The sequence below is a fragment of the Pseudomonas sp. GW822-FHT03F08 genome (assembly GCF_058801265.1).
Map to the genome: position 1 here is coordinate 280,342 of NZ_JBXANC010000007.1, position 22,058 is coordinate 302,399.

27 protein-coding genes and 1 tRNA gene are annotated in these 22,058 nt (G+C 59.3%); 11 read left to right on the top strand and 17 right to left on the bottom strand.

The genetic code is table 11. The features are described from left to right. Position 1: 1 nt before the first annotated feature. The 7 genes from AC1RME_RS19565 to AC1RME_RS19595 all read left to right on the top strand — a co-directional run bounded on the left by AC1RME_RS19565 (position 2) and on the right by AC1RME_RS19595 (position 4,891). Entirely contained in the window at positions 2 to 739 is a 738-nt protein-coding gene (locus AC1RME_RS19565; protein ID WP_493091640.1) for a PA3715 family protein, read from the top strand. A gap of 35 nt (positions 740 to 774) precedes the next feature. Beyond that, positions 775 to 1,494 carry a PA3715 family protein gene (locus AC1RME_RS19570; RefSeq protein WP_096819441.1) on the top strand — a complete coding sequence of 240 codons (720 nt, stop codon included), beginning with the start codon at positions 775 to 777 and terminating at the stop codon, positions 1,492 to 1,494. 3 nt (positions 1,495 to 1,497) lie between these two features. Next, positions 1,498 to 1,914: a fosfomycin resistance glutathione transferase gene (gene fos / locus AC1RME_RS19575; protein WP_493091641.1), complete on the top strand. Its 417-nt coding sequence runs from the start codon at positions 1,498 to 1,500 to the stop codon at positions 1,912 to 1,914. Positions 1,915 to 1,974: 60 nt separating this feature from the next. Next, complete coding sequence (locus AC1RME_RS19580) at positions 1,975 to 2,613, top strand: LysE family translocator (RefSeq protein ID WP_493071835.1); 639 nt, start codon at positions 1,975 to 1,977, stop codon at positions 2,611 to 2,613. Positions 2,614 to 2,690: 77 nt separating this feature from the next. Then, positions 2,691 to 4,040, top strand: a complete 1,350-nt coding sequence (locus AC1RME_RS19585) for a sensor domain-containing protein (RefSeq protein WP_096819438.1) — start codon at positions 2,691 to 2,693, stop codon at positions 4,038 to 4,040. Positions 4,041 to 4,156: 116 nt separating this feature from the next. Next, on the top strand, positions 4,157 to 4,312 hold the full coding sequence (locus tag AC1RME_RS19590; protein ID WP_077045875.1) for a KGG domain-containing protein: 156 nt from the start codon (positions 4,157 to 4,159) through the stop codon (positions 4,310 to 4,312). A 75-nt stretch (positions 4,313 to 4,387) separates the two neighbouring features. After that, positions 4,388 to 4,891, top strand: a complete 504-nt coding sequence (locus AC1RME_RS19595; RefSeq protein WP_102622192.1) for a DUF4142 domain-containing protein — start codon at positions 4,388 to 4,390, stop codon at positions 4,889 to 4,891. Positions 4,892 to 4,935: 44 nt separating this feature from the next. Here AC1RME_RS19595 and AC1RME_RS19600 read toward each other — a convergent pair whose 3' ends face one another. From AC1RME_RS19600 to AC1RME_RS19610, 3 genes are all read right to left on the bottom strand, one after another. Further along, entirely contained in the window at positions 4,936 to 5,346 is a 411-nt protein-coding gene (locus AC1RME_RS19600) for a low affinity iron permease family protein (protein WP_493091642.1), read from the bottom strand. Positions 5,347 to 5,487: 141 nt separating this feature from the next. Further along, entirely contained in the window at positions 5,488 to 6,027 is a 540-nt protein-coding gene (locus AC1RME_RS19605) for an AidA/PixA family protein (protein WP_493091643.1), read from the bottom strand. 123 nt (positions 6,028 to 6,150) lie between these two features. Next, positions 6,151 to 6,654, bottom strand: coding sequence for an inclusion body family protein (locus tag AC1RME_RS19610; RefSeq protein WP_007957947.1), 504 nt, complete (start codon positions 6,652 to 6,654; stop codon positions 6,151 to 6,153). A gap of 372 nt (positions 6,655 to 7,026) precedes the next feature. Here AC1RME_RS19610 and tam point away from each other — a divergent pair, with 372 nt between their 5' ends. Beyond that, a complete protein-coding gene (gene tam, locus AC1RME_RS19615; protein ID WP_493091644.1) occupies positions 7,027 to 7,797 on the top strand; it encodes a trans-aconitate 2-methyltransferase in 771 nt (256 codons plus the stop codon). A gap of 40 nt (positions 7,798 to 7,837) precedes the next feature. Here tam and AC1RME_RS19620 read toward each other — a convergent pair whose 3' ends face one another. The 8 genes from AC1RME_RS19620 to AC1RME_RS19655 all read right to left on the bottom strand — a co-directional run bounded on the left by AC1RME_RS19620 (position 7,838) and on the right by AC1RME_RS19655 (position 13,564). Continuing rightward, positions 7,838 to 8,566 (bottom strand): class I SAM-dependent methyltransferase, encoded by a 729-nt coding sequence (locus AC1RME_RS19620; protein ID WP_493091645.1) that lies wholly within the window; start codon positions 8,564 to 8,566, stop codon positions 7,838 to 7,840. A 235-nt stretch (positions 8,567 to 8,801) separates the two neighbouring features. Beyond that, a complete protein-coding gene (locus tag AC1RME_RS19625; RefSeq protein WP_493065433.1) occupies positions 8,802 to 9,209 on the bottom strand; it encodes a type II toxin-antitoxin system HicB family antitoxin in 408 nt (135 codons plus the stop codon). 36 nt (positions 9,210 to 9,245) lie between these two features. Continuing rightward, a complete protein-coding gene (locus tag AC1RME_RS19630) occupies positions 9,246 to 9,425 on the bottom strand; it encodes a type II toxin-antitoxin system HicA family toxin (RefSeq protein WP_095049193.1) in 180 nt (59 codons plus the stop codon). A gap of 260 nt (positions 9,426 to 9,685) precedes the next feature. After that, positions 9,686 to 9,759 (bottom strand) — tRNA-Gly (locus AC1RME_RS19635). A 168-nt stretch (positions 9,760 to 9,927) separates the two neighbouring features. Further along, positions 9,928 to 10,812 carry an alpha/beta fold hydrolase gene (locus tag AC1RME_RS19640; RefSeq protein WP_249485023.1) on the bottom strand — a complete coding sequence of 295 codons (885 nt, stop codon included), beginning with the start codon at positions 10,810 to 10,812 and terminating at the stop codon, positions 9,928 to 9,930. A 315-nt stretch (positions 10,813 to 11,127) separates the two neighbouring features. Beyond that, a complete protein-coding gene (locus AC1RME_RS19645; RefSeq protein ID WP_096819430.1) occupies positions 11,128 to 11,820 on the bottom strand; it encodes a pseudouridine synthase in 693 nt (230 codons plus the stop codon). A 33-nt stretch (positions 11,821 to 11,853) separates the two neighbouring features. After that, entirely contained in the window at positions 11,854 to 12,072 is a 219-nt protein-coding gene (locus AC1RME_RS19650) for a cysteine-rich CWC family protein (protein WP_493071847.1), read from the bottom strand. 4 nt (positions 12,073 to 12,076) lie between these two features. Beyond that, entirely contained in the window at positions 12,077 to 13,564 is a 1,488-nt protein-coding gene (locus AC1RME_RS19655; protein ID WP_096819429.1) for a sensor domain-containing diguanylate cyclase, read from the bottom strand. 207 nt (positions 13,565 to 13,771) lie between these two features. Between AC1RME_RS19655 and AC1RME_RS19660 the strand changes: the two genes are divergently transcribed. Further along, positions 13,772 to 14,035, top strand: coding sequence for a hypothetical protein (locus tag AC1RME_RS19660; protein WP_096819428.1), 264 nt, complete (start codon positions 13,772 to 13,774; stop codon positions 14,033 to 14,035). A 178-nt stretch (positions 14,036 to 14,213) separates the two neighbouring features. Continuing rightward, positions 14,214 to 14,615: a hypothetical protein gene (locus tag AC1RME_RS19665; RefSeq protein WP_096819427.1), complete on the top strand. Its 402-nt coding sequence runs from the start codon at positions 14,214 to 14,216 to the stop codon at positions 14,613 to 14,615. Positions 14,616 to 14,666: 51 nt separating this feature from the next. Here the strand turns inward: AC1RME_RS19665 and dspII are convergent, their stop codons facing one another. Beyond that, complete coding sequence (gene dspII / locus AC1RME_RS19670) at positions 14,667 to 15,779, bottom strand: enoyl-CoA hydratase/isomerase DspII (protein WP_273539139.1); 1,113 nt, start codon at positions 15,777 to 15,779, stop codon at positions 14,667 to 14,669. 132 nt (positions 15,780 to 15,911) lie between these two features. Between dspII and ung the strand changes: the two genes are divergently transcribed. Beyond that, entirely contained in the window at positions 15,912 to 16,607 is a 696-nt protein-coding gene (gene ung, locus AC1RME_RS19675) for a uracil-DNA glycosylase (RefSeq protein ID WP_085605867.1), read from the top strand. Positions 16,608 to 16,610: 3 nt separating this feature from the next. Here ung and AC1RME_RS19680 read toward each other — a convergent pair whose 3' ends face one another. The 5 genes from AC1RME_RS19680 to AC1RME_RS19700 are packed head-to-tail and all read right to left on the bottom strand — an operon-like array spanning position 16,611 to position 21,974. Further along, complete coding sequence (locus AC1RME_RS19680) at positions 16,611 to 17,639, bottom strand: AbrB family transcriptional regulator (protein WP_096819425.1); 1,029 nt, start codon at positions 17,637 to 17,639, stop codon at positions 16,611 to 16,613. Continuing rightward, positions 17,632 to 19,146 (bottom strand): tripartite tricarboxylate transporter permease, encoded by a 1,515-nt coding sequence (locus AC1RME_RS19685; RefSeq protein WP_493091646.1) that lies wholly within the window; start codon positions 19,144 to 19,146, stop codon positions 17,632 to 17,634. Before AC1RME_RS19685 ends, AC1RME_RS19680 begins: the two co-directional genes overlap by 8 nt. 1 nt (position 19,147) lies before the next feature. Then, the gene (locus tag AC1RME_RS19690; RefSeq protein WP_096819423.1) at positions 19,148 to 19,606 is read right to left on the bottom strand and encodes a tripartite tricarboxylate transporter TctB family protein; all 459 of its coding nucleotides are present in this window, start codon (positions 19,604 to 19,606) and stop codon (positions 19,148 to 19,150) included. A 58-nt stretch (positions 19,607 to 19,664) separates the two neighbouring features. Next, a complete protein-coding gene (locus AC1RME_RS19695) occupies positions 19,665 to 20,642 on the bottom strand; it encodes a Bug family tripartite tricarboxylate transporter substrate binding protein (protein WP_096819422.1) in 978 nt (325 codons plus the stop codon). 39 nt (positions 20,643 to 20,681) lie between these two features. Then, complete coding sequence (locus AC1RME_RS19700) at positions 20,682 to 21,974, bottom strand: OprD family porin (RefSeq protein WP_096819421.1); 1,293 nt, start codon at positions 21,972 to 21,974, stop codon at positions 20,682 to 20,684. Between the last annotated feature and the right edge of the window lie 84 nt (positions 21,975 to 22,058).

Below are 22,058 nucleotides of genomic sequence, written 5' to 3' on the forward strand. Positions count from 1 at the left end.
CGTGACAGTGAAGTCTGGGGTTATTGGGTGTATGGCGCTTTGCGGCGCGTTGATGGCGGGGCAGGTGTTGGCTGATTGTGTGCCTGCGCCGGTGGCCGGTGATTTGGATTTCTCCGTGTGCAAAGAGTGGCCGGCGTATCCGGGGTTGACTATTGGCGCCAAGGCTCTGTTCAAGCGCAAACCTACGCCGGGTGATGTCGACTCGAACGGCATCTATGACTTCGACTTGTCAGTTTTTCAGGACGGCAAAACAGATCCACTTGCTACATATCACCAAGCCGCTGCGTTTGAGCAAAATGGTGTGGCGGTGTATGAGCTGACTCTTGATACTGCCCGTTACAAGCTCACTTCCGACCTTCGAGCGTTTGGTGTCCGAGTACGGCTTTCAAACGGATCTCGTCTTTCTCCGGTGGATGAAACTCAACTCTCGCTCTATGTGAGAGAGGGCGAAAAGTTACGCCCGGTCCTGCGTCAGTTGGTTGTTTATGAGTATGGCGGCGAATGGGATGGCAATTGCGATAGCCAGCGCTTTGAGATTTCGAGGACAGTCGAAATTGCTAAAACCAGCTCTCATGGTTATGTGGATTTGATCGTCAAAACCCAGCAAACAAATACGACTAGTGTGGGGGAGGGGGATGCCTGCGAAGATAAAATCAGTGTCGGCAGTCCGGTTTTGACAACCCTTCACTACGACGGAAAATCATACGTCTTGCCTAAAGGTTTCCAGGCGATCGAGTGATACAGAACCAACGCGACTCTTATCAAGGAAGAACAATGCTCACCCCAACCCGACTTTTCATCGCCCTCGGTTTTCTGGCCATCACCACTCAGGCCCACGCCGCCTGTGAGGTAAAGAAATTCGACGGTCACTCCCTGTCACGCTGCAAAGTGTGGCCGGCCTTCCCGGACAAGGCGATCTCGGCGAAGTCCACGTTCGTGTCCGACTCCGAAGGTGACCACGACGGTGTGTTCGACCTGGAGCTGTCGCTCCTCAACGCTTCCGACGCCAAACCGCTGGCGACTTACGTAAAGCCTGGCGCCTACAATTCCGACGCGATCAGCTTCAATGACTTGAAGATCGATACCGCTCGATACCGTCTGGCGTCGGACGTTCGCGCCTTTGGCCTGCGTTCGGATTTCGCCGACCATCTCTCAAGAGCCAATCCCTACGCGAAAACCGATCTGGCGCTGTATGTACGTGAAGGCAGCAAGTTGCGGCCGGTGCTGGAAGGTCTGGTCATTCGCAAGGAGTTTGGTGAGGGTAGCGGTGAGTGCGACACCAAGGACACGAAAATCCTCAGAAGCGTGGAAATCGGCTCGTCCAGCCATAACGGTTTTGCTGATCTGATCGTTTCCTCAAGTGGTGTGGTGTACACATCGACCCAGTCAGGCAAAGAGTGCGTTTCCAAAACCACTAACCTGAAGAACACCCAAATCACCCTGACCTACGATGGCAAGCAATACCTCGTCCCCGAAGACCTCCGAGGTTACTGACCGATGCTCACCGGCCTCAACCACCTGACCCTCGCCGTCAGCGACCTGGATCGCAGCCTCGCGTTCTACCGCGACGTGCTGCATCTGCGGGTCGAGGCCACGTGGGACGCCGGTGCCTACCTGTCGCTCCCGGGCCTGTGGTTGTGCCTGTCGCTCGACGCGCAACGCAAACCCGAGCCCGCCGCCGACTACACCCATTACGCCTTCAGCCTCGACGCAGCGGACTTTCCGCTGTTCGTGCAAAAGCTTCGCGCCGCGAACGTGCAGGAATGGCGCGACAACCGCAGCGAAGGTGCGTCGTTCTACTTCCTCGACCCGGACGGCCACAAGCTCGAAGCGGATGTTGGCGATCTGGCTTCGCGACTGGCCGCGTGTCGGCAAAAGCCCTACGCAGGCATGCGTTTTTTCAACGAATCGTGAATATTCACAAACCGCTGGGATAGACTGGCGGCCACGTTTTCCGGCACTTGCAGGTTTTCCATGACTCCATCGTTGCTTATGGCCGTGCTGGCCTCGGGTTTCATCTACGGCATCACGCCGGGGCCGGGTGTGCTGGCGGTGTTTGGCATTGGTGCTGCGCGGGGCCGGCGGGCCGGGGCGGGGTTCCTGTGCGGGCATTTGCTGGGCGATGTGATCTGGTGCAGCACGGCGTTGATCGCGATTGTCGGCGCCCGGGAAATCGGCAGTACCGCGTTCGATGTGCTCGGCGTACTCAGCGGCCTGTACCTGTTCTGGCTCGGCTGGCGCGCGGTGCGGGCCAAACGCAGCAACGGTGAGCAACCCCAGGGCGCGGCGCGTCAGCCGTTCTGGCACGGCATCCTGTTCGGGCTGACCAACCCCAAGGCCTACCCGGTGGCGGTGGCGACGTTCACCGCGCTGCTGTCGAGCCGCGCCGAACTGCTCAACTGGTCGATGCTGCCGATGCTGATCGCTTTGAGCTTCCTCGGTGGATTGCTCGCCTACGCTATTCTCATTGGCATTGTCGGCGCCCGACAGGTGCGTACGCTGTATCAGCGCCATGAACTGGCCATCACCCGGTTGTGCGGGGTAATGTTTATCGGTTTCGCCATCAACGCCCTGGTGCATGCGCTACCGGGGCTGATGCCGAACAAGACTTGAATGTGATCGCTGGGATGCGAGGTCGAGGTCAGGGACGGTTGATCAGTGCTGCATTGCCCGGACACCCACGCTGAACCATGGAAAGTCGAAATTCTGCACCGTTGGCGAGTTATATCGATCTGTTGCTGGACGCCGTGTGCGCAGTCGACAAGCAGGGTCGTTTCGTTTTTGTCAGCGCAGCCTGCGAGCGGATTCTCGGCTACACGCCTGACGAACTGATCGGTCAGTCGATGATCGACTACGTCTATCCCGCCGACCGTGAACGCACCCTGTCCGCCGCCAGCGACATCATGGGCGGCGAGCCCAAGCACAATTTCGAAAACCGCTATGTGCGCAAGGACGGCAGCGTCGTGCACATTCTGTGGTCGGCGCGCTGGTCTGAAGTCGATCAACTGCGCATTGCCGTGGCTCGGGACATCACCGAGCGCAAACTCGCCGAATCCCGTCAGGCGGCGTTGTATGCGATCTCCGAAGCGGCGCATGCGGCGGAGGATCTGCTGGCGCTGTTCAAGCGCATTCACATGATTATTGGCGAGTGGTTGCCGGCGCTGAATTTCTCCGTGGCGCTGTACGACGAACACTGCGCACAGCTGAATTTTCCCTATCACGTCGACGATGACGAGTTGCAACCGGAGCAGCCCGGCACCGTGACCGGTCGGCTGTGCGCCGAAGTGATCCGCAGCGGCCAGCCGATCCTGCTGACCCCGGATTGCCCGCACGCACCGCCAGGTTTCGAAGCGTTGGTGGCGGGGCAGCAATCGCCATGCTGGCTCGGCGTGCCGCTGAACTCGAAGAACGGCACCATCGGCGCGTTGATCGTCAAAAGCCTGGCCGGCGGCGAGCGCTACACCGAGCGCGACAAGGAACTGCTGCAATACGTCTGCGCCCAGGTCGCCACGGCCATCGAACGCCAGCAATTGCACGCCCGTCTGCGGCGCATGGCGCAATACGATCAGTTGACCCAGTTGCCCAACCGCGAATTGCTGCGTGATCGGCTCAAGGCTGCGCTTGCGGGTGCGCGGGAGCAGTCGGGGTTCATGGCGCTGCTGTATGTCGATCTGGATCGCTTCAAACAGGTCAACGACACCTTCGGCCACGCCGTTGGCGACATGCTGCTGCAAACCGTGGCCAACCGTCTCAAGGGCTGCGTGCGCGACACCGACACCGTGGCGCGCATTGGTGGCGATGAATTCGTGGTGCTGCTGCACAGCGTTCACGCCGCCGAAGATGCCGACAGCGTGGCGGAAAAAATCCGACAGATTCTGGTGCAACCGATGCGTCTGGACGGGCACAACCTGCACATCGAACCGAGCATCGGCGTCGCCCGTTATCCCGAGCACGGCAGCGAAGAACAGCAACTGTTCCGCCACGCCGATCAGGCCATGTATGCCGCCAAACGGCAGAATCACCGGGCGCGGGATATCTGACTGACATCATCCGTTCGTCGCGGCAACGGCAACTTTTCTAAACCTTTGGCGGCTGGCGAATTCTCAATCCAGGCGGGCACCTGCTCGCCACGATCAACACCAAGAGGAAGAGAATCATGCCTAACTCAAGAAACTCGAACTCGGGAAACTTCGCCAACGATCGAACCAAGGCGTCTGAAGCCGGTCGCAAAGGTGGGAAAACCACCACCACGACGGTCGACAAAGAGCCAAAAACCGACATGGGCCGCAAGCCCGCTCAGAAATCGAAGTAGTCGGCGAAGGTTGTTTTGATTGAGAGGCGGGGGCGCAAGCTCCCGCTTGAATTTCAAGAGAAGGAGGGCGCGACCATGAACCGGATGGCCACCCGAGTACGCAACTTCAGTTTTGTCACCCTGCTGGGGCTGTGCGCCGGCAGTGCGTTCGCCCAGTCGCCCGCCGACTTCATCAACGAAGCTTCGGCCAAAGGCATGGCAGACATCGAGGTCAGTCGTCTGGCGCACCAGAAGTCCGAGTCCAAAGAGGTCAAGGACTACACCATCGTGGTCATCAACGACCGCACCACCGCCAATCAGCATTTGGCAAAAATCGCCAAGAAGCTGGACTTGCCTGTCGCCCCCCGTGAAGAGGTCGCCGACAAGGCCAAGGCATTGATGCCGGAGGTGAAGGACGGCGCAACCTTCGATCAGGCCTACGCCGCCAGTCAGGTCAAAGCCACGGAAGAGGCGATCGAACAGATTCAGCAGGAAGCCCAGACCACCGACGTGCCAGAAATCAAAGCCTTCGCCGACGAGACCCTGCCGAAACTGCAAAATCACCTGCAGATGGCCCGGGCTCTACAGGCTAGCCGCTGATATCGGGTTAAACAAAAACGGCGCTCAGGCGCCGTTTTTTCTGCTCAGCATTCATTCAAGTCCTGCTTCGGTTTGCTCTTGTGACCGAGCCCCTCCAATTCAAACACTTCGTTTTCCCCCAGCGACCGATAGTGCCTGCGCAACGTTTCAAGTTGCTTGAGGTCCAGCGACTCCAGCCCGAGCATCGCGTTCTGCGCCTCCTTGTTCACCCGCAGCAACTCATCGAGTTTCAAATGCAGGATGTCGGTGTCGCGGTTCTGGGTGTTCTGGATCAGAAACACCATCAGAAACGTGATGATCGTGGTCGAGGTATTGATGATCAGCTGCCAGGTGTCATTGAAATGAAAAAACGGCCCGCTCAACCCCCACAACCCAATCAGAATCAAAGCCCCCATGAACGTCTTGGGGCTGCCGGCCCAGAGTGCCAGCGTTTGCGAAATCTTTGCGAATTTCATGGCTGTGTTCCTTGTAGGGGAGCGCTTGAAATTCAGACAGCGGGGTGGGTGTGAAAATTCTACGGACAACTCTTGGTTGCCTCACGACAGTCGGCTACTACGACTGATAAAAAACCGGCCCAAGTGGCCGGTTTTTTACTTCTAGTTCGTCACCTCTATGTTTGCAACCCACCTGAAATATCCCACGGCCTCACATTGCTGATTGACCAGCATGAAGTTCATTTCGAGTCTGGCCATGCCCGATGCCTTGGTCGTGCACGCCCAGAAATGATCGTGGGCCTTCTGGCTAACGGGTTCGGTTGGAGCGCTGGGGTTGGGAGCGGGAATGGTGAGGTCCGGGTGAACTTCCAGGTGAAGCCCTGAAAGGACGTTGCTGGTATCGATTGTCATGTCGTAGACCACAACGCTGTATTCGGCGATGAGGCTGACGGTTCTCCCGCGCAAATGAACAATACGACCAATGTCGATAGGTAAGGTTATATTGCTGTCATTTCTGGCTTTTTTTTGAGAGCTGTCATCTGTAGCAAAAAAGATGAACCCATCGCTGATGCTTGTCGGTGAACTGGCATCCAGACTGGGGGCCGGATAGCGCGAGCGTATTGATTCGGCATCGACGATCAACAGAATGTTGTGCGCATTCTCGGTGACGGAAGACGGTGAGGGGATCGGTTCGGAGGTCATCATGGATTCCTTTCATGATGTTGGCGCAAGACGCCAACCGCTTCGGCCGGCGGTGCATCCTGGTATGGCCGAGGCAGTAGCGAATCCGTCGGGCCCCTTGTCGCCAAGGAGCCCGAGGCAACGTCAGTTGTGAATGGAAATGAACGGATCCCACGAGCAGCAGCCGATGATCTGGCAGTTGCGGTCAACGATCAGGAAGTGGAAGTGATAGGTCACACGACCGCACGAAAGGGTTTCCGACGACCAGTAGTGGTTATCGACTTTCTGGCAGCTGGGCACCGATGGATTGCTGGTGTTTGGCACCGCAACACAGGCCGTAGCCTTGCGCGGCGAGGGTGGGGAGATCAGGTCGGCGCCCTGGTTGCCGATGAATTTGTAGAAGATCACGGCGGTTTCGAAGCTTTGCGACAGGCTGGTTTCACGCCAGCGAATCAAATCGCCGACCTGTGCCTTCAGGTCCAGTTCACCACCGGCCTGGCCGCTGACCACGTTGTCCTGGTTGGTGACCATGTACACATGATGCCAGTCGATCAGCGTCGGGTTCTTCGGGTCTTTGCTGATGCCGGGATACTTTTTCAGAATGGTTTCGGTGTCGATAGTGACCAGCACATCCGTGACTCGAGACATGGTAAAGCTCCTTGTTCATAGTGATTGCCTGATGTTTTTTTCAGGCACGACAACGTTGCTTGCCATTCGGCCGTTGCGAGCACACTACTGCCGGAACCCATCGGTCACGAGAGATGAGCGGACCTGCTCCCTGCAGGACAACTGATAGATCGGGTTCCTTCCGATTGCCGCAAATTGACTATAGGCAGGTATTTTAGGCTGTCAAAATTGCGCTTAATCAGTTCGACGGACGGTCAACTGAGTGATAAGTCCCAGCGATTTGGCGATAAGCATCGAAACGCCGGACATGGTTTGCAATCTGTCGGTCTGGAGCTGAGTGCTGCCCAGCCTGTATCGTAACGAACCGCTGGAATGCCCCGACAGGAGAACGCAATGACCTGGTCCGCCAAGCAATACGTCGCTTTTGAAGATGAACGCACCCGCCCGGCTCGTGACTTGTTGGCGGCGATTCCCACGCCCGAGGCGCGTTCCGTGGTTGATATCGGTTGTGGCCCCGGCAACTCGACCGAGCTTCTGGTGGAGCGTTTTCCGGGGGCGAAAGTGCAGGGGCTCGACAGTTCGCCGGACATGATCGACGCCGCGCGCAAGCGTCTGCCGCAGTTGCAGTTCGAGGTGACGGACATTGATAAATGGGCCGATGAAGGGCCATTCGATGTGATCTTCGCCAACGCGGTGTTGCAGTGGGTGCCGGATCACGCGACGTTGCTGCCAGCGTTGGCGGGCAAGCTGGCGCAGGGTGGCAGTCTGGCGATCCAGATGCCGGACAACCTCAACGAGCCGTCTCACCGGTTGATGCGCGAAGTGGCCGCCAACGGGCCGTGGGCCAGCAAACTGGCGGGTGCAGCGGGGCAACGGACCGAAATGGCGGATGCCAGTGCCTATTTCTCGATGCTGCGCCCGCATTGCGTGCGGGTCGATGTGTGGCGCACCACGTATCACCATCAATTGGCGGGCGGGGCTTCAGGCGTCGTTGAATGGTTCAAGGGCAGCGGTTTGATTCCCTTCCTCAGTCCGCTGACGGAAACGGAGCGGGCGGAGTATCTGGCGCAATATCTGGTGGAGGTTGCCAAGGCTTATCCGGCGTTGGCGGATGGTTCGGTGTTGTTGCCGTTCCCTCGGTTGTTCATTGTCGCCACACGTTGATACGAAAAAGGGCCGAGTTGATCGGCCCTTTCTTTTTCGGTCAGCGCTGTACGGCGACCAGCATCATCATCGGCCGCTCGCGCTCTTCGGCGAGAGCCGGTTGCGCGGCCACTTCAGCATCGCTCGGGCCCCATTCATTGACGTGTTGAATGGTGAACCCGGCGCCAATCAACGCGTTGAGCAGCGTCCCGACCGTACGATGTTGCTTGATCACCCCGTCGGCCAGCCAGTTCGTCACTCGCTCGCCTTCCATCTGATAACTGTCCAGCGGCCAACGCTTGTTGCCCTCGCTGTCGATCAGCCAGCTTGGATTGTGCGGCGCCATGAAGATCGGATGCTCGATGGAAAACACAAAATGTGCACCCGGTTTAAGCGCCGCATGCAGTTTGGCGAACAGCCCCGAAAGATCCTTGATGTAGTGCAGCGCCAGTGAGCTGTAGGCCAGATCGAAGGTGCACGTAGGTAAATCGAGCTGTTCCAGGTCGGCACGCTCGTAGCGGATGTTCGCGGCGGAGGTGGTTTCCTTCGCCCGTTCGAGCATTTTCTCCGAGACATCCAGCCCCAGTACCTCGGCTGCGCCCTGTTCACTGGCCCAGCGGCAGAACCAACCGTAGCCGCAGCCCAGATCCACCACCTGTAAACCGTGCAGGGAAGGCAACAAGGCTTTCAGCGCCGGCCATTCCGGCGCAGCATCGAGGCCGCCGATGGAGCGGTTCATCTGGCTGTAGCCCTGGAAAAATTCGGGGTCGTCGTAGATGTTCTGGGTCATGGGTTTGGTGCTCTTTCGGATTTTATTTGGGAGGCTTGGGGGCCACGGTTTTGAATCCCTCGAAAGGTGATGGCGCGTATTCGTCGATGGCCGCGCAGGGGGAGGGTGATGGGCGATGGGGAAATGCTAGCGGGTCGTGGTGAGCGTGAGAACTGAGGGAGTGTTGGGGATCTGTAATCGCGGTTTTTCGTAGAAGCAAGAAACCGGTCATCAAGACCGGCTTTCAGTATTCAGATCAACTCTGCTGCAACACCTTGAGCGCCGCCGAAGCCAAGAACCCGGAGCGGCTTTTTTCCTCCGGATGGTGCAACACGTACTCATCGATACGGTTGAGCAAATATCCCGGCAATGTGATGTTGAGTTTCTGAGCTTTGCCCAGGTATTTGGTCACATCGATATCCACCACCGCCCAAGTGCAGCCGGCGTATTTAGGGTTGGCAGCATGCAGCGTGACCTTGTTGGCGGGCGGGATCGGTGAACCGTCTTCGGCCAGAATCTCGAAGTGGCCTTCGATGGCTTCTCGGGCCATGGCCATTGCGTCGTCCAGATCATCTCCAGCGGAGAAGCAGCCCGGAATATCCGGCACCTCCACTCCCCAGGCATGTCCTTCATCACCCATTGAAATCGCGATCGGGTAAAGCATATGTGTTGTCCTCCTGGACGCTGCTGACCGAGCGAGTCAAAGCAACGCCTGCTGCAAAATACTGATGGCCGTTTTCTTGAGCAGATCTTTCTTCGGGTGAGGCACCGTAACCAGACCAGGTTTGGTCGGATGCTTGAAGTGATGATGACTACCCTTGATCCGCACCAGATACCAACCGTCTGCGACGAGTTGGCCAATTAGAAAACGGCTATTCACAACACCTCCTTGTGGTGTGCTTGGTGGGTACTATACCCACGATTTTTTCTCGATCAACACTATAACCACCGAGCGGTCATCATCCTTTGATGAGTGTTTCGGGTAGTGGGAAGTCTAGGAACGGATATTGCGGAAGGTCAGAGAGTGTATTGCTGGCTGTTGCGCTACCAAACCCCAGACACAAAAAAACCGGCCATCAAGGCCGGTTTTTTCTGTTTCCGCATCCCCCGTCAAACCACGACGCAGGACTTAAATTCGATTGGAGCGGGTGAAGGGAATCGAACCCTCGTTATCAGCTTGGGAAGCTGGAGTAATGCCATTATACGACACCCGCTCAGAGCGGCTGACTTTGTACCAGACTCGGCCACGGATTTGAAGTTTTCTTTGCGTGTGGCGAGCGGAAAAGCCTGAATCAGAGCCAGATCGGTCAATCGCGGGCAAGCCTGCGGGCTGGAGGACGACTAAAACTCAGCCCCGCAGATTTGCTCGCGACGACACTGTTTCAAATGGCCAATGCATGGTGATCCTGGACGAGCTGGTAACGCGTTCGGCTGGCCTGTTGCGCCGGTTTCAGGAAACCGAGCAGGGCGTTCTGGCTGTCACGGCAGGCTGACTTGTGTTCCATGTCGAGGAAGTGACCAGTGGCTTGCAGGGTGGTGAAGGTACTTTGCGCCACATGGTTGCCGAACAGGCGCGCATCTTCGGCGGCGGTGTATTCGTCCCATTCGCCGTTCATGAACAGCACCGGTACGTTGATTTTCTTCGCCGCGTTCAAATAGCACTGGCGATCACTGTGCAGCACGTTGCTGATGTGAAAGTGCATCTGCCCGTATTCGTGCTCGGCGAGGCTGCTGACATGGCGATAGTTGAAGCGCTTGAACAGCGACGGCAGGTGTTTGCCGATGGTGTTGTTGACCAAATGGCCAACCCGGTCGCCGTCGCGTTTACCGAGGCATTCGACGCCGCGCTCAAGGTAATCGAGCATGTGCGCGTTGACCACCGGAGAGAACGAGCTGATCACGGCTTTTTCGATGCGCCGGGGTTGGTGCGCAAGGGCGACCATGGTCGCGGCGCCACCCCAGGAAAACGACAGCACGTGTTCGGCCGCGAAGTGGTCGATCAGCTCCAGCAGGATCAGACCTTCGACTTCTTTCGTCAGATGTTTCTCGTGGCGGTTATGGACTTTCGACTTGCCCGCGTAGGGCTGGTCGTAGCAGACCACGTTGAATTGCGGGTGCAGATTTTTCACGGTTTGTGCAAACGACGCAGTCGTGGCCATCGAGCCGTTGACCAGGATGATGGTCTTTTCTGCGGCGTCTGCGCGATAGAACTCCGTGTAAACCCGATACTGACCCTGTATATCCAGCACAGCGATTTCTGGCCTCATGTCATAAGACTCCTGGCAAGCAAGCGGGTATGCGCGCAAATAGAGATTGCACGAGCTTTGTGACAGGTAGGCATACGCCTGGAATTTTGGAGCCCATGTCGATCCGTTACGGCAGGTCGACGGGTATTGTTATTGGCGGGCAGTCTGTCGGCTGAGGCGGAGCCTTGAGGCTCTCTACCGACAAAAAGTTTCTTAGAAGTTATGTGTGACTCATCGGTCACAATTTGGCCGACGTCCTGATTCAAGCAGGGGGATCCGGATCGCGCAAGTGCCGTTGGTAAATTGTTCGACAACTTCTGCTGAGCGGTCGGCTGCTTAGAACAAATGAATCTCTTCGGTGCGCAAGGCGCGGTACTCGCCCGGTTTTAGCGCGTGATCCAGCGGCAGCGGGCCCATGGATTCGCGGTGCAGGCGCAGCACTTTGTTGTTGAAGTGGCCGAACATGCGCTTCACCTGGTGGTAGCGTCCCTCGACGATGCTCAGTCGCGCCGTTCGCGGGCCGAGCAGCTCCAACTGCGCCGGTTGGGTGGTCAGGTCCTCGAAGGCGAAGTAGATCCCCTCGGCGAACTTGATCGCATATTCCGGGCCGATGTCCTGTTCGGTCTCGACGTAATAGACCTTCGGCAGTTTGGTCTGCGGCTGGGTCAGGCGCCGGGACCAGGTGCCGTCGTTGGTGATCAGCATCAGGCCGGTGGTGTTGAAGTCCAGGCGACCGGCGATGTGCAGGTCGTCCTTGTCCGGCTCGTGGATCAGGTCGAGGACGGTCGGGTGCTCGGGATCGCGTGTGGCGCTGACGCAGCCCTGCGGTTTGTACAACATGAAATAGCGCGCCGGTTTGCCGCTTTGCAGCACTTCGTCGTCGACTTCGACGCGGCTGAATTCCAGGACTTCGCTGTGAGGGTCGCTGACGACTTTTCCGTCGATGCGCACGCGCTTTTCCACCAGCAACAGGCGAACCTGCTTGCGGTTGTAGCGGGGCAGGTTACTGAGGAAACGGTCGACGCGCATGATCAGGAATCGGCAGGTAGCGGGGCGCGCATCTTACGGGATCGACGGCTTGGCCGCTTGCAGTTGCGCCTCGACCTGGGCGCAGCGCGGGCACAGACAGGATTGGTCGCGCAGTTCCGGCGGCAGGGCTTCGAGCAATGCCGGGTCGATGCTCACGCCGTAGCACCAGCAGGCACGGTCGGCGGTGCGCGGGTCGGCCAGAGTGCAGTCGTTGCGGGCGCCGCAGGCCGGGCAGAGGTCAGGTTTGTTCATGTTGTCAGGCATAGGTCGATTGGTGCATTTCCACGCAGGTGCGGTTGCGGCCGGTCTGTTTGGCCCGGTACATCGCATGATCGGCCCGGGACAGCAGGCTGTGCAAGGTGTCATCCCGTTGCAGGGTGGTGGCGCCGATGCTGACCGTCAGATTCAGGGTGTGACCGTTGTAGGCATAGTCCTGCTGTTCGACGTGTTGGCGGATCTTCTCGGCAATCTTCTGACCGGTCTCGCCGTCGGTGTCCTTCAGCAGAACGATAAACTCCTCACCGCCCCAACGGCAGACGATGTCGGAATGGCGCAGGCAGCTTTGCAGGTCCCGGGCAAAACCGATCAGCACCTGATCGCCGGCCATGTGCCCGTAGGTGTCGTTCAACACCTTGAAGTGATCGAGATCCAGCAGCAACGCCGTCAATGGTTTCGGCTCACGGTGAGCTTCGTGCAGAGCTTGCACGGCGAGCAGGTCGAAGCCGCGCCGGTTGGGCAGTTCGGTCAGGCTGTCGAGGGTGGCCTGGGCCTGGATCTTTTCCTGATAGCGCCGGATCAACCGGTTGACCAGGGCCAGCACGATCAGCGTCACCAGCAGGCAGATCAGCAGATTGAGGTACAGCGACTGGCGGATTTCACTCAGCGCGCCGTCTTCGCGTTTATCGACGAACAGGTACCAGTTCAGCTCCGGAATGAACCGCACGTTGAGGAAATGTCCCTGGCCGTGGGCGGAATATTCGTAGCTGCCGCTGTGAGGTTTGGGCAACTGGGCGACCAGGCTTTTCATGCTGTCGAGGTCCGTCAGGCTTTTCCCGACCCGCGCACCTTCCGGCCCGCCCTCGGCGCCGGTCAGTACCAGCCGGCCGAAGGTGTCGACGAAGTAAACGCTGCGTTGATAGCGCTGCTGGTACTTGTCGATCAGCTTGATGACCGCATCCACGGTCAGCCCCACGCCGGCGGCGCCGATGAAGCGATCGTTGTAGTCGTAGACCTTGTAGTTGATGAAGAAGGTCATGTTGTCTTTGTTGGCCAGGTCCGGGTCGACGTTGATCTCGTACGGATCCTTCATGTCGCGCACGCGGAAGTACCAGGCGTCGCGCGGCTCGTCGATTTTCACCTGCTTGAGCACGCCCTTGGCGTGGTAGTAGGTGTGGCTGCTGTTGGAGACGAAGAACGCCGTGTAGGCGCCGTAATGAGTCATGACCTCGTCGAGATAGCGGGTCATCTGATCACTGTCTTTCTCACCGTTCACCACCCAGTCGCGCATGAAGGTGTCGCGGGACATCATCGAGGAAATAAGGATCGGTCTGACGAGGTCTTTCTGGATTTCCGAATACACCGTATCGGACGTCAGCGGCAGTTCGGTGTTGACGATGTTGTCGCGGATCGACGCCCGCGAGGCGTAGTAGCTGAGCAGCGAGGTGGCGAGGAAGCCTGCGCCGAGGAGGGCGACCAGCGTCAGTACCAGCGAACGTTGGGAGTAAAACGCAGATCTGAGCGGCATTGGCAATTCCGTCGACGGTGGCCCGATGGCAGCATTCTAGTGGCAGTGACGGGGAAAAGGTTGCGGCATATTGGTCTGAAATGAGCCGCCTGTTGCGCCGCTGATCCGAAGGGCGCTGGAAGTTGGCACTCGGTAGCGGTTTGCCAGTCAAAACTCTTGTCAGCCGGTCTGTGCCGACTGCTGTCGCAGGTCTTTCAGGAGGCCGTCATGCGTATTTCAAAATGGCTGCGTCGGGTGCTGCTGGGAGCAGTGCTCGGTCTTGGGCTGTCCGGTTGTTACTACTACGGTGGCGGCTACGATGTTTACTCCCCGCCTTACTACTACCCCGGTTACTACTCGCCCTATTACTACGGTGGCTATTACGGCCCGCGCTACTACGGTGGCGGCCGCTATTACTACGGCGGCTATGGGTATCGTGGGGGTTACGGGCGGGGTTATCACGGTGGTGGATACCATGGCGGCCACCACTAATCAGCGGCTGAATGACGGCGTTTGCCGATGAACAAGATTTCATGAATCACTTGTATCAAGTTGTTACTGAAACGCACCAGATTCGGAAAACGCTGTCAGATATTTCGTCAGTCGCCGAATGAAAGACTGACGCCTGCCAGCGTCGCTGGTGTGGCTACCCGCGGTCCAGGAGGCCGCCATGTATCGCCGAATTCTTCTGCTTGCCGTGATGCTTTTTTCGATTGGCGGTTGCGTCCCTTATTCCTACGGAGATGGCTACTACACCTCAGAGGTCTACACCTCCCAGTCTCCTTCGTACTACAACAGCGGTGGCACTTATTACAGCGGCGGCAGCACCTACTATTCTGCCCCGCGTTACTACCAGCCAGCGCCGCGCTATTACCAACCGGCTCCACGTTATTACTCGGCGCCTCGTTACTACCAACCGGCCCCGCGCTATTACGAGAGTCGCCGCTGGCATGGCGATGATCGCGGACGCTGGGATGGCCACCGTCGCGGTGGTTGGGACGATCACCGGGGTCGTGGCGACTATGACCGCCATAGCGGACGCGGCGATCACTGGCGCGGTAACCGCTGGTAACTACCCGCAAAAAAGCGGCGCATTGAGCGCCGCTTTTTTTGTGCCCGGATTTCAGTAACTGGAGAGATCCGCCAACGGATGCCGCCCCTCCCAGACCTTGTGAAAGTGCGCCTCGACCACCGCATCCGGCACCCGAGTGATGTCCGGCCAATGCCAGTGCGGTTTGTGATCCTTGTCGATCAAACGCGACCGAACCCCTTCGCTGAACTCCGGATGCCGGCAGCAATTGAGGCTCAGGGTATATTCCATCTGAAAGACTTCGGCCAGCGACAAGTGGCGGGCGCGGACAATCTGCTCCCAGACCAGATGCGCGGTCAGCGGCGAGCCTTCGCTCATGGTTTTCGCCGCCCGGGCAATCAAAAGATCGTTGCTGTCCCGTTGCAGGCTGATGGCTTTCCAGGCGCAGGTCACGTCGCTGACATCCAGCAGTTCATCGATCTGCCGACGGCGCGGCAACCACTGCGCTTCCGGCATCTGCGCCACCGCTTCCTGCTGCAACGCCTTGAGCAGGCTGTTGAGTTGCATGGCGGTCTGTTCCTGCCAGTTCAATTGCAACAGGCCATCGATCAGTTCCTGCTGCTGTTCGTCGAGCAGGAAGCGGTCGGCCAGATCCAGATCGATCGCATCGCGACCGTTCATGTGCGCGCCGGTCAAACCAAGGAACAGACCGAGCTTGCCCGGCAGGCGTGACAGAAACCAACTGGCGCCGACATCCGGGTACAGGCCGATGCTGATTTCCGGCATCGCCAGACGACTGCTCGGCGTGACGATCCGGATGCTCGCGCCTTGCAGCAGACCCATGCCGCCGCCCAGCACATAACCATGGCCCCAGCAGATCAACGGTTTCGGGTAGGTGTGCAGGCTGTAGTCCAGCCGGTATTCAGCGTTGAAAAACTGTGCGGCCAGCGGCGGCACTTCGCCGGGGTGTGCGCGACAGGCCTCCACCAGGCTGCGCACCTCGCCACCGGCACAGAAGGCCTTGGCGCCATTGCCGCGCAGCAGCACGCAGACGATTTGCGGATCCTTGGCCCAGGCGTTCAGTTTGTCGCTCAGGGCATGGATCATCGGCAGGGACAGCGCATTGAGCGACTTTTCGGCATCCAGACTGGCCACGCCGATGCGCGCGCCGTCGGTGCCGGTGAGTTCTTCGAAGTGCAGATTCATCGTGACCTCGATCGGGAATTTGAACGATCAGTATGATCGCTGTGTGGGAAAGTGCCGGATCTGTGTCAGATCAATTGACAAGCGTGGTCGGCTTTCCTAGGGTTCGCCCCATTGTTTTTGCCGGGTATGACCATGACTGCTGACGACCGTATCAAACTCGAACCGAGCTGGAAGGAGGCACTGCGTGCCGAATTCGACCAGCCCTACATGGCAGAGTTGCGCACTTTTCTGCAGCAGGAGCGGGCGGCCGGCAAGGAAATCTATCCGCCGGGTCCGATGATTTTCAACGCGCTGAACTCGACACCGCTGGACAAGGTGAAAGTGGTCATTCTCGGCCAGGACCCGTACCACGGCCCGGGCCAGGCCCACGGTTTGTGCTTCTCGGTGCAACCGGGCGTGCCGGCGCCACCGTCGCTGGTCAACATCTATAAAGAGTTGAAACGCGACCTGAACATCGACATTCCCAACCACGGCTACTTGCAGAGCTGGGCCGATCAGGGCGTGTTGATGCTCAACACCACCATGACCGTCGAGCGTGCCAACGCCAATGCGCACAAGGACAAGGGCTGGCAGTTCTTCACGGACCGGATCATCGAGGTGGTCAGCCAGCAGCAACCGCATCTGGTGTTCATGCTTTGGGGCGCGCATGCGCAGAGCAAGCAGAAGCTGATCGATGCCACCAAGCATCTGGTACTGACCTCGGTGCACCCGTCGCCGCTGTCGGCCTATCGCGGTTTCCTTGGCTGCGGGCACTTCAGCCGAACCAACAAATTCCTCGAGCAGAACGGCGAAGCGCCGATCGAGTGGCGTTTGCCGTCGGTGGTCTGATCTTCAGGGCTGGCGGTTCCAGTATTTGAACAACGGTTCCGCCAGAAACAACACAAACAACAGCCGCATCACCTGCATCGCCGTCACCAGCGGCACCGACAGTTGCAGGGTTTCCGCCGTCAGGCTCATCTCTGCGATTCCGCCGGGCATCATGCCCAGCGTCAACGATCGCAGGTCCAGATGCGTCATTGCACTCAGTCCCAACGCCGCCAGCGTTGCGATCAACATGGTCAGCGCCGTGCCGATCAACGTGCGCCCCATGAACGACGGCGCGCGGCGGAAGAACTGCCGGTTGAAGTGACAACCCAGACCGCTGCCGATCAGCCACTGGCCAATCTGACTGCCACCATTGGGCAGACCGATGTGCAGATCCCAACCGATACTCACCGCCGCGCTGACCAGCAACGGCCCGAACAGCCATGGATTGGGTTGACGCAGGCGTTGCCAGAGCCAGGCGAGCAAGCCGCCCGCTGGAAACAGAATCGCCAGCCAGCGCCAGTCGACGCTGCCGGCGTGAGAAATCGGATTGCCATCGCCCAGCAGATATTTGAACGCCGCCGGCACACACAGCACCACCACCAGCACTCGCAGACTTTGCCCGGCCGCGACATGGCTGAGCATCGCGCCGTTGCGTGCGCCGAGGTTGACCATCTCGCCGGAGCCGCCGGGCATGCTGGAGAAAAACGCTGTGGCGCGGTCTTCGCCGGTGCGGCGCATCAGCCACACGCCGACCACCGCCGACAGGCTGGTGACCAGCGCCCCGAAGAAGATCAGGCCAAAGTGACTCAGCACCTGCTCCATCACCAGCGGGGTGAAGTGCAGGCCGATGCCGATCCCGACGATCCACTGGCCGCACTTGCGGCCGCCAGGGATTTCCGTCAGTTGCCACGGGGTCAGGCAGCGCACCAGGATGATCGCCAGCAACGAGCCGACCATCCACGGCAGCGGCCAGCCGATCTGGCTGGCGACATAGCCGCCCAGCAGACCGACCAGCGGGGTTCCCCACCAGGTTTTGAAGGACCGATCAAACATCGGCCACAGCACGCCGTGCGACCGAACGTTTACGCCAGATGCGGATGATCGGCACCAGCAGCATCGCCACGATCAGCCCCCAGACGCTGAGAGTGATCCCGCTCGACCAGAGGATGTCCAGCGAACCGTTGGAGATCGACAGCGCGCGACGCAGGTTTTGCTCCATCAGACCGCCGAGGATGAAACCCAGCAGCACCGGCGACAACGGGAAATCGAGCTTGCGCAGGATGTAGCCGAAGATACCGATGCCGATCATCAGGAACAGATCGAACGTGGTCGCATGCACCGCGTACACGCCAATGGCGGTGATGATCGCGATCATCGGCACCAGCGCCCAGTTCGGCACGGCGAGGATGCGGGTGAAGATGCGGATCATCGGGATGTTCAGGATCACCAGCATGATGTTGGCGATGAACAGCGAGGCGATCAGGCCCCAGACAATGTCCGGTTGTTGCTGGAACAGCAGCGGGCCGGGGGTGATGTTGTACAGCGACAGCGCGCCGATCATCACCGCCGTGGTGCCCGAACCCGGTACGCCGAGGGTCAGCATTGGCACCAGCGCACCGCAGGCTTCGGCACCGATGGCGGTTTCCGGGGCAGCCAGACCACGCTTGTCACCCTGTCCGAACTTTCCGTTCGGGCCGGCGATTTTCTTCTCGGTCATGTAGGCCACGGCGCTGGCCAGCGTCGCACCGGCACCCGGCAATACGCCCATGATGAAACCGAGCACGCCACAGCGCAGGTTCACCGCGACCACCGACGCGGCTTCCTTGAAGTTGAACATCATGCGTCCGGTGGCTTTGAACGCTTCCTGGCCACGGTGGGTTTTTTCCAGCAGCAGAAGGATTTCGCTGATGGAGAACAGACCCAACACCAGCACGACAAATTGAATGCCGTCGGTGAGGTGAATGTTATCCCCGGTGAAGCGATACACGCCGCTGTTGGCGTCGATCCCGACCGTGGACAGGAACAGGCCGATCAACGCGGCGATGAAGGTTTTCAGCGGTCGGTCACCGGCCATGCCGCCGAGACAGACAATCGCGAACACCATCAGCACGAAGTATTCGGCGGGCCCGAAGGCGATCGCCCACTTCGCCAGGATCGGCGCAAAGATCACCATGCCGCAGGTCGCGATGAACGCGCCGATGAACGAACTCCAGGCCGACAGCGACAGAGCAACACCGGCCAAACCCTGACGAGCCATCGGGTAACCGTCGAGCGTGGTCATCACGGTGGAGGCTTCGCCCGGGATGTTCAGCAGGATCGAACTGATCCGGCCGCCGTATTCGCAACCCAGGTACACCGCCGCCAGCAGGATCAGCGCCGATTCCGGTGGCAGGCCGAGAGCAAAGGCAATCGGGATCAGCAGCGCCACGCCGTTGATCGGCCCCAGCCCCGGCAACAGGCCTACGATGGTGCCAATCAAGGTGCCGCTCAGGGCTGTGACGAGGTTGTAGGGCGTCAGCGCGACCCCGAAACCGTGACTCAAATATCCAAGCGTATCCATATCAGTTCTCCAGCACGTCGAGCAGGCCCAGAGGCAGTGGAACGTCCATGACTTTGTCGAACAGCAGGTACAGGCCGATGCTCAGCAAACTGATGATGATCGCGCCGGGCAGCCAGCGGCCGCCGTACAGACGGGCCATCGGGATGCCGACCAGAATGCTGCTGAGGATGAAACCCAAGGGTTCGAACAGGCCGGCGAACACCACCAGCAGCAACACGCAGACACCGATTTTCTTCAGCGTTTCGCGGTCCAGCGGCGGGTCTTCTTCGGTGTGCTTGATCGGGGAGGGGCGGTAGATCATGTAGACCAGCGCCAGCCCCATCAGCCCGAGCATCAGCAACGGGAAGGCGCGCGGGCCGATCGGTTCGTAGGAAAAGGGTGCCTGGTAAGGCCAGGCCATCAGTATCAGGCTGACACAGGCCAGCAGCAGTACCGACGCAAAGATGCGTTGAACGAGCATGAGGAACTCCTGGGCCACGGCCTCGATGCGCGAGGCCGTGGCCGCTAGACAGAGACGATCACTGGATCAGGCCGAACTCTTTGGCCAGCACTTTGTAGTCCGCGACTTGCTTCTTCACGTAGGTGTCCAGCTCCGGGCCGGTCATGGCGAACGGGAACAGTTCACGCTGATCGCGCAGCTTGGCGAAGTCTTCGGAGGCCAGCAGTTTGTCGAAGGCGTCCTTCCACCAGGCGTAGTCTTCGTCGCTGACTTTCGGCCCGAGGTAGAAACCGCGCACCACCGGCCAGACGATGTCGTAGCCTTGTTCCCTGGCGGTCGGGATGCCTTTCATTTCCGGCTCGTCGAGGCGGTTTTCGGCGAAGACTGCCAGCAGGCGCATGTCACCGCTCTGGATGTGCGGCATGGAGTCGGAGATGTCGGTGCTGCCAACCTGGATGTGGCCACCGAGCAGGGCGGTGGCAATCTCGCCGCCACCTTCGAGGGCGACGTAGCGCAAGTCGCGCGGGTTGATCCCGGCGGCTTTTGCGATCAACGCTGTCTGCATCCAGTCCTGGCTACCAACGGTGCCGCCGGAACCGATCACCACTTTGCTCGGATCTTTCTTCAGCGCCTGTACCAGATCGTCGAGGTTCTTGTAGGGCGAATCGCTTTTCACCGCGATGGCACCGTAACTGGTGCCGACCGCCGCCAGCCAGCGCACGTTGCTTTCATCGAAACGGCCGAACTTGCCTTGCGCCAGGTTCAACAGCGAACCGCTGGACCACGCCACCAGCGTGCCCGCATCCGCCGGACGCTGGGCCACCACCGCGTTGTACGCCACCGCGCCGACACCGCCGGGCATGTAGGTCACGCGCATCGGTTTGGTCAGCAGTTTTTCGTTGACCAGCGCGCTTTGCGCCAGTTTGCAGGTCAGGTCGAAACCGCCGCCGGGGGAGGCCGGGGCGATGCATTCCGGGCGCTTGGGTTCGGCCATCAGTTGGCCGGCGAACAGCATGACGCCAGCGGCTAGAGCAACTTTACGCAGTGATAAGTTCATCTATGTCTCCTTGGGAGTTGTTGTTATGGACGTACTGAATTACCAAAGGGCAACGCTATAGCTCACCAGCAGACGCACTTCATCGGCATCGCGAGCGGAGTAGTTGGAACGGTAAGTGGCATTACGCAAACGCACGGCAACGTCCTTCAAGGCGCCGCTTTGTACTACATATTTGATCTCGGTGTTGCGCTCCCACTCTTTGCCTTCGTCACCGTTCTTGAGCTTGATGTTGTCACCGCTCAAGTAGCGGCTCATGAAGCTCAGGCCGGGGATGCCGAGTCTGGCGAAGTCGAAGTCGTAGCGCGCCTGCCAGGAGCGTTCTTCGGCGCCGGCGAAGTCGTTGATCTGTACGAAGTTGACCAGATACGGGTCGCTGCCATCGACATACGGGAACGCGCTGTCGCCGGACATGTGCTGATAACCGGCGGTGAACTTGTGGCCGCTCAGGGCATAGCTGACCAGACCGTTGAGCGAGCGGTTGTCGATCTCGCCACCGCGGGCAGCACCCTGATCGTCACTGACGGCGAAGCGCAGGTCGGTGGCGAAAGTGCCCGGGCCCATCGGCCGCGAAGCGACCAGTCCGAAGAAGTGCTGGTTGTAGACTTCGTCGAGTTGCGCGAAGTGGTAACTGCCGGTGATCTTGTCGGTGAACTTGTAGTCCACGCCGGCAAAATCGAAGTGCTTGCCGGCAACGGTGCCAGCAAAACGGCCGTTCTTGTTGTTGAGGGCAATGTCCTCGAAATCGGTGCTGTCGCGGTCCTTGGCCTTGTCCAGGCGCCCGCCGGTGAAGGTCAGGTTCTTGATCTCTTTGGAGGTCAGCAAGCCGCCCTCGAAGGTCTGCGGCAGGATGCGCCCGTCGTTTGGCTTGAGGATCGGCAGTTCCGGAATCAGGCTGCCGATCTTCAGTTCGGTGGCGGAGATCTTCACTTTGCCGGTCAGGCCGACCTTGGAGTATTCGTCCGCCGCGCGCCCGTCATCGTGGGTCGGCAGCAGGCCGGTGCCGGTGCGGTCCGGGCTCGAATCGAGCTTGACCCCCAACATCCCCAACGCATCGACACCAAACCCCACGGTGCCGTCGGTGTAGCCCGATTGCAGATTGAGCATGAAACCCTGTGCCCATTCGTCGCGCTTGGACTGTTGGGCGCTGGTGCCGTCGCGAAAGTCGCGGTTGAAATACATGTTGCGGGTTTCGAAGGTGGCGGAACTGTCTTCGATGAAATCGGCGTAGCTCATCGGCGCGAAACCGGCGAGGGCGGCGGCACTGGCAAGGGCGGTGTGGCTGAAACGGGAAGGACGAACAGGCGTAAGAGCCTTGGTCTGCAAGGACGGCATGCGAGGTGTACTCCGTTTATTGTTCTTATTGGTTGAAAACGCTTCGAGGCGTTTTTCTTATCGCTGTGTGGCATCAGCGACGGC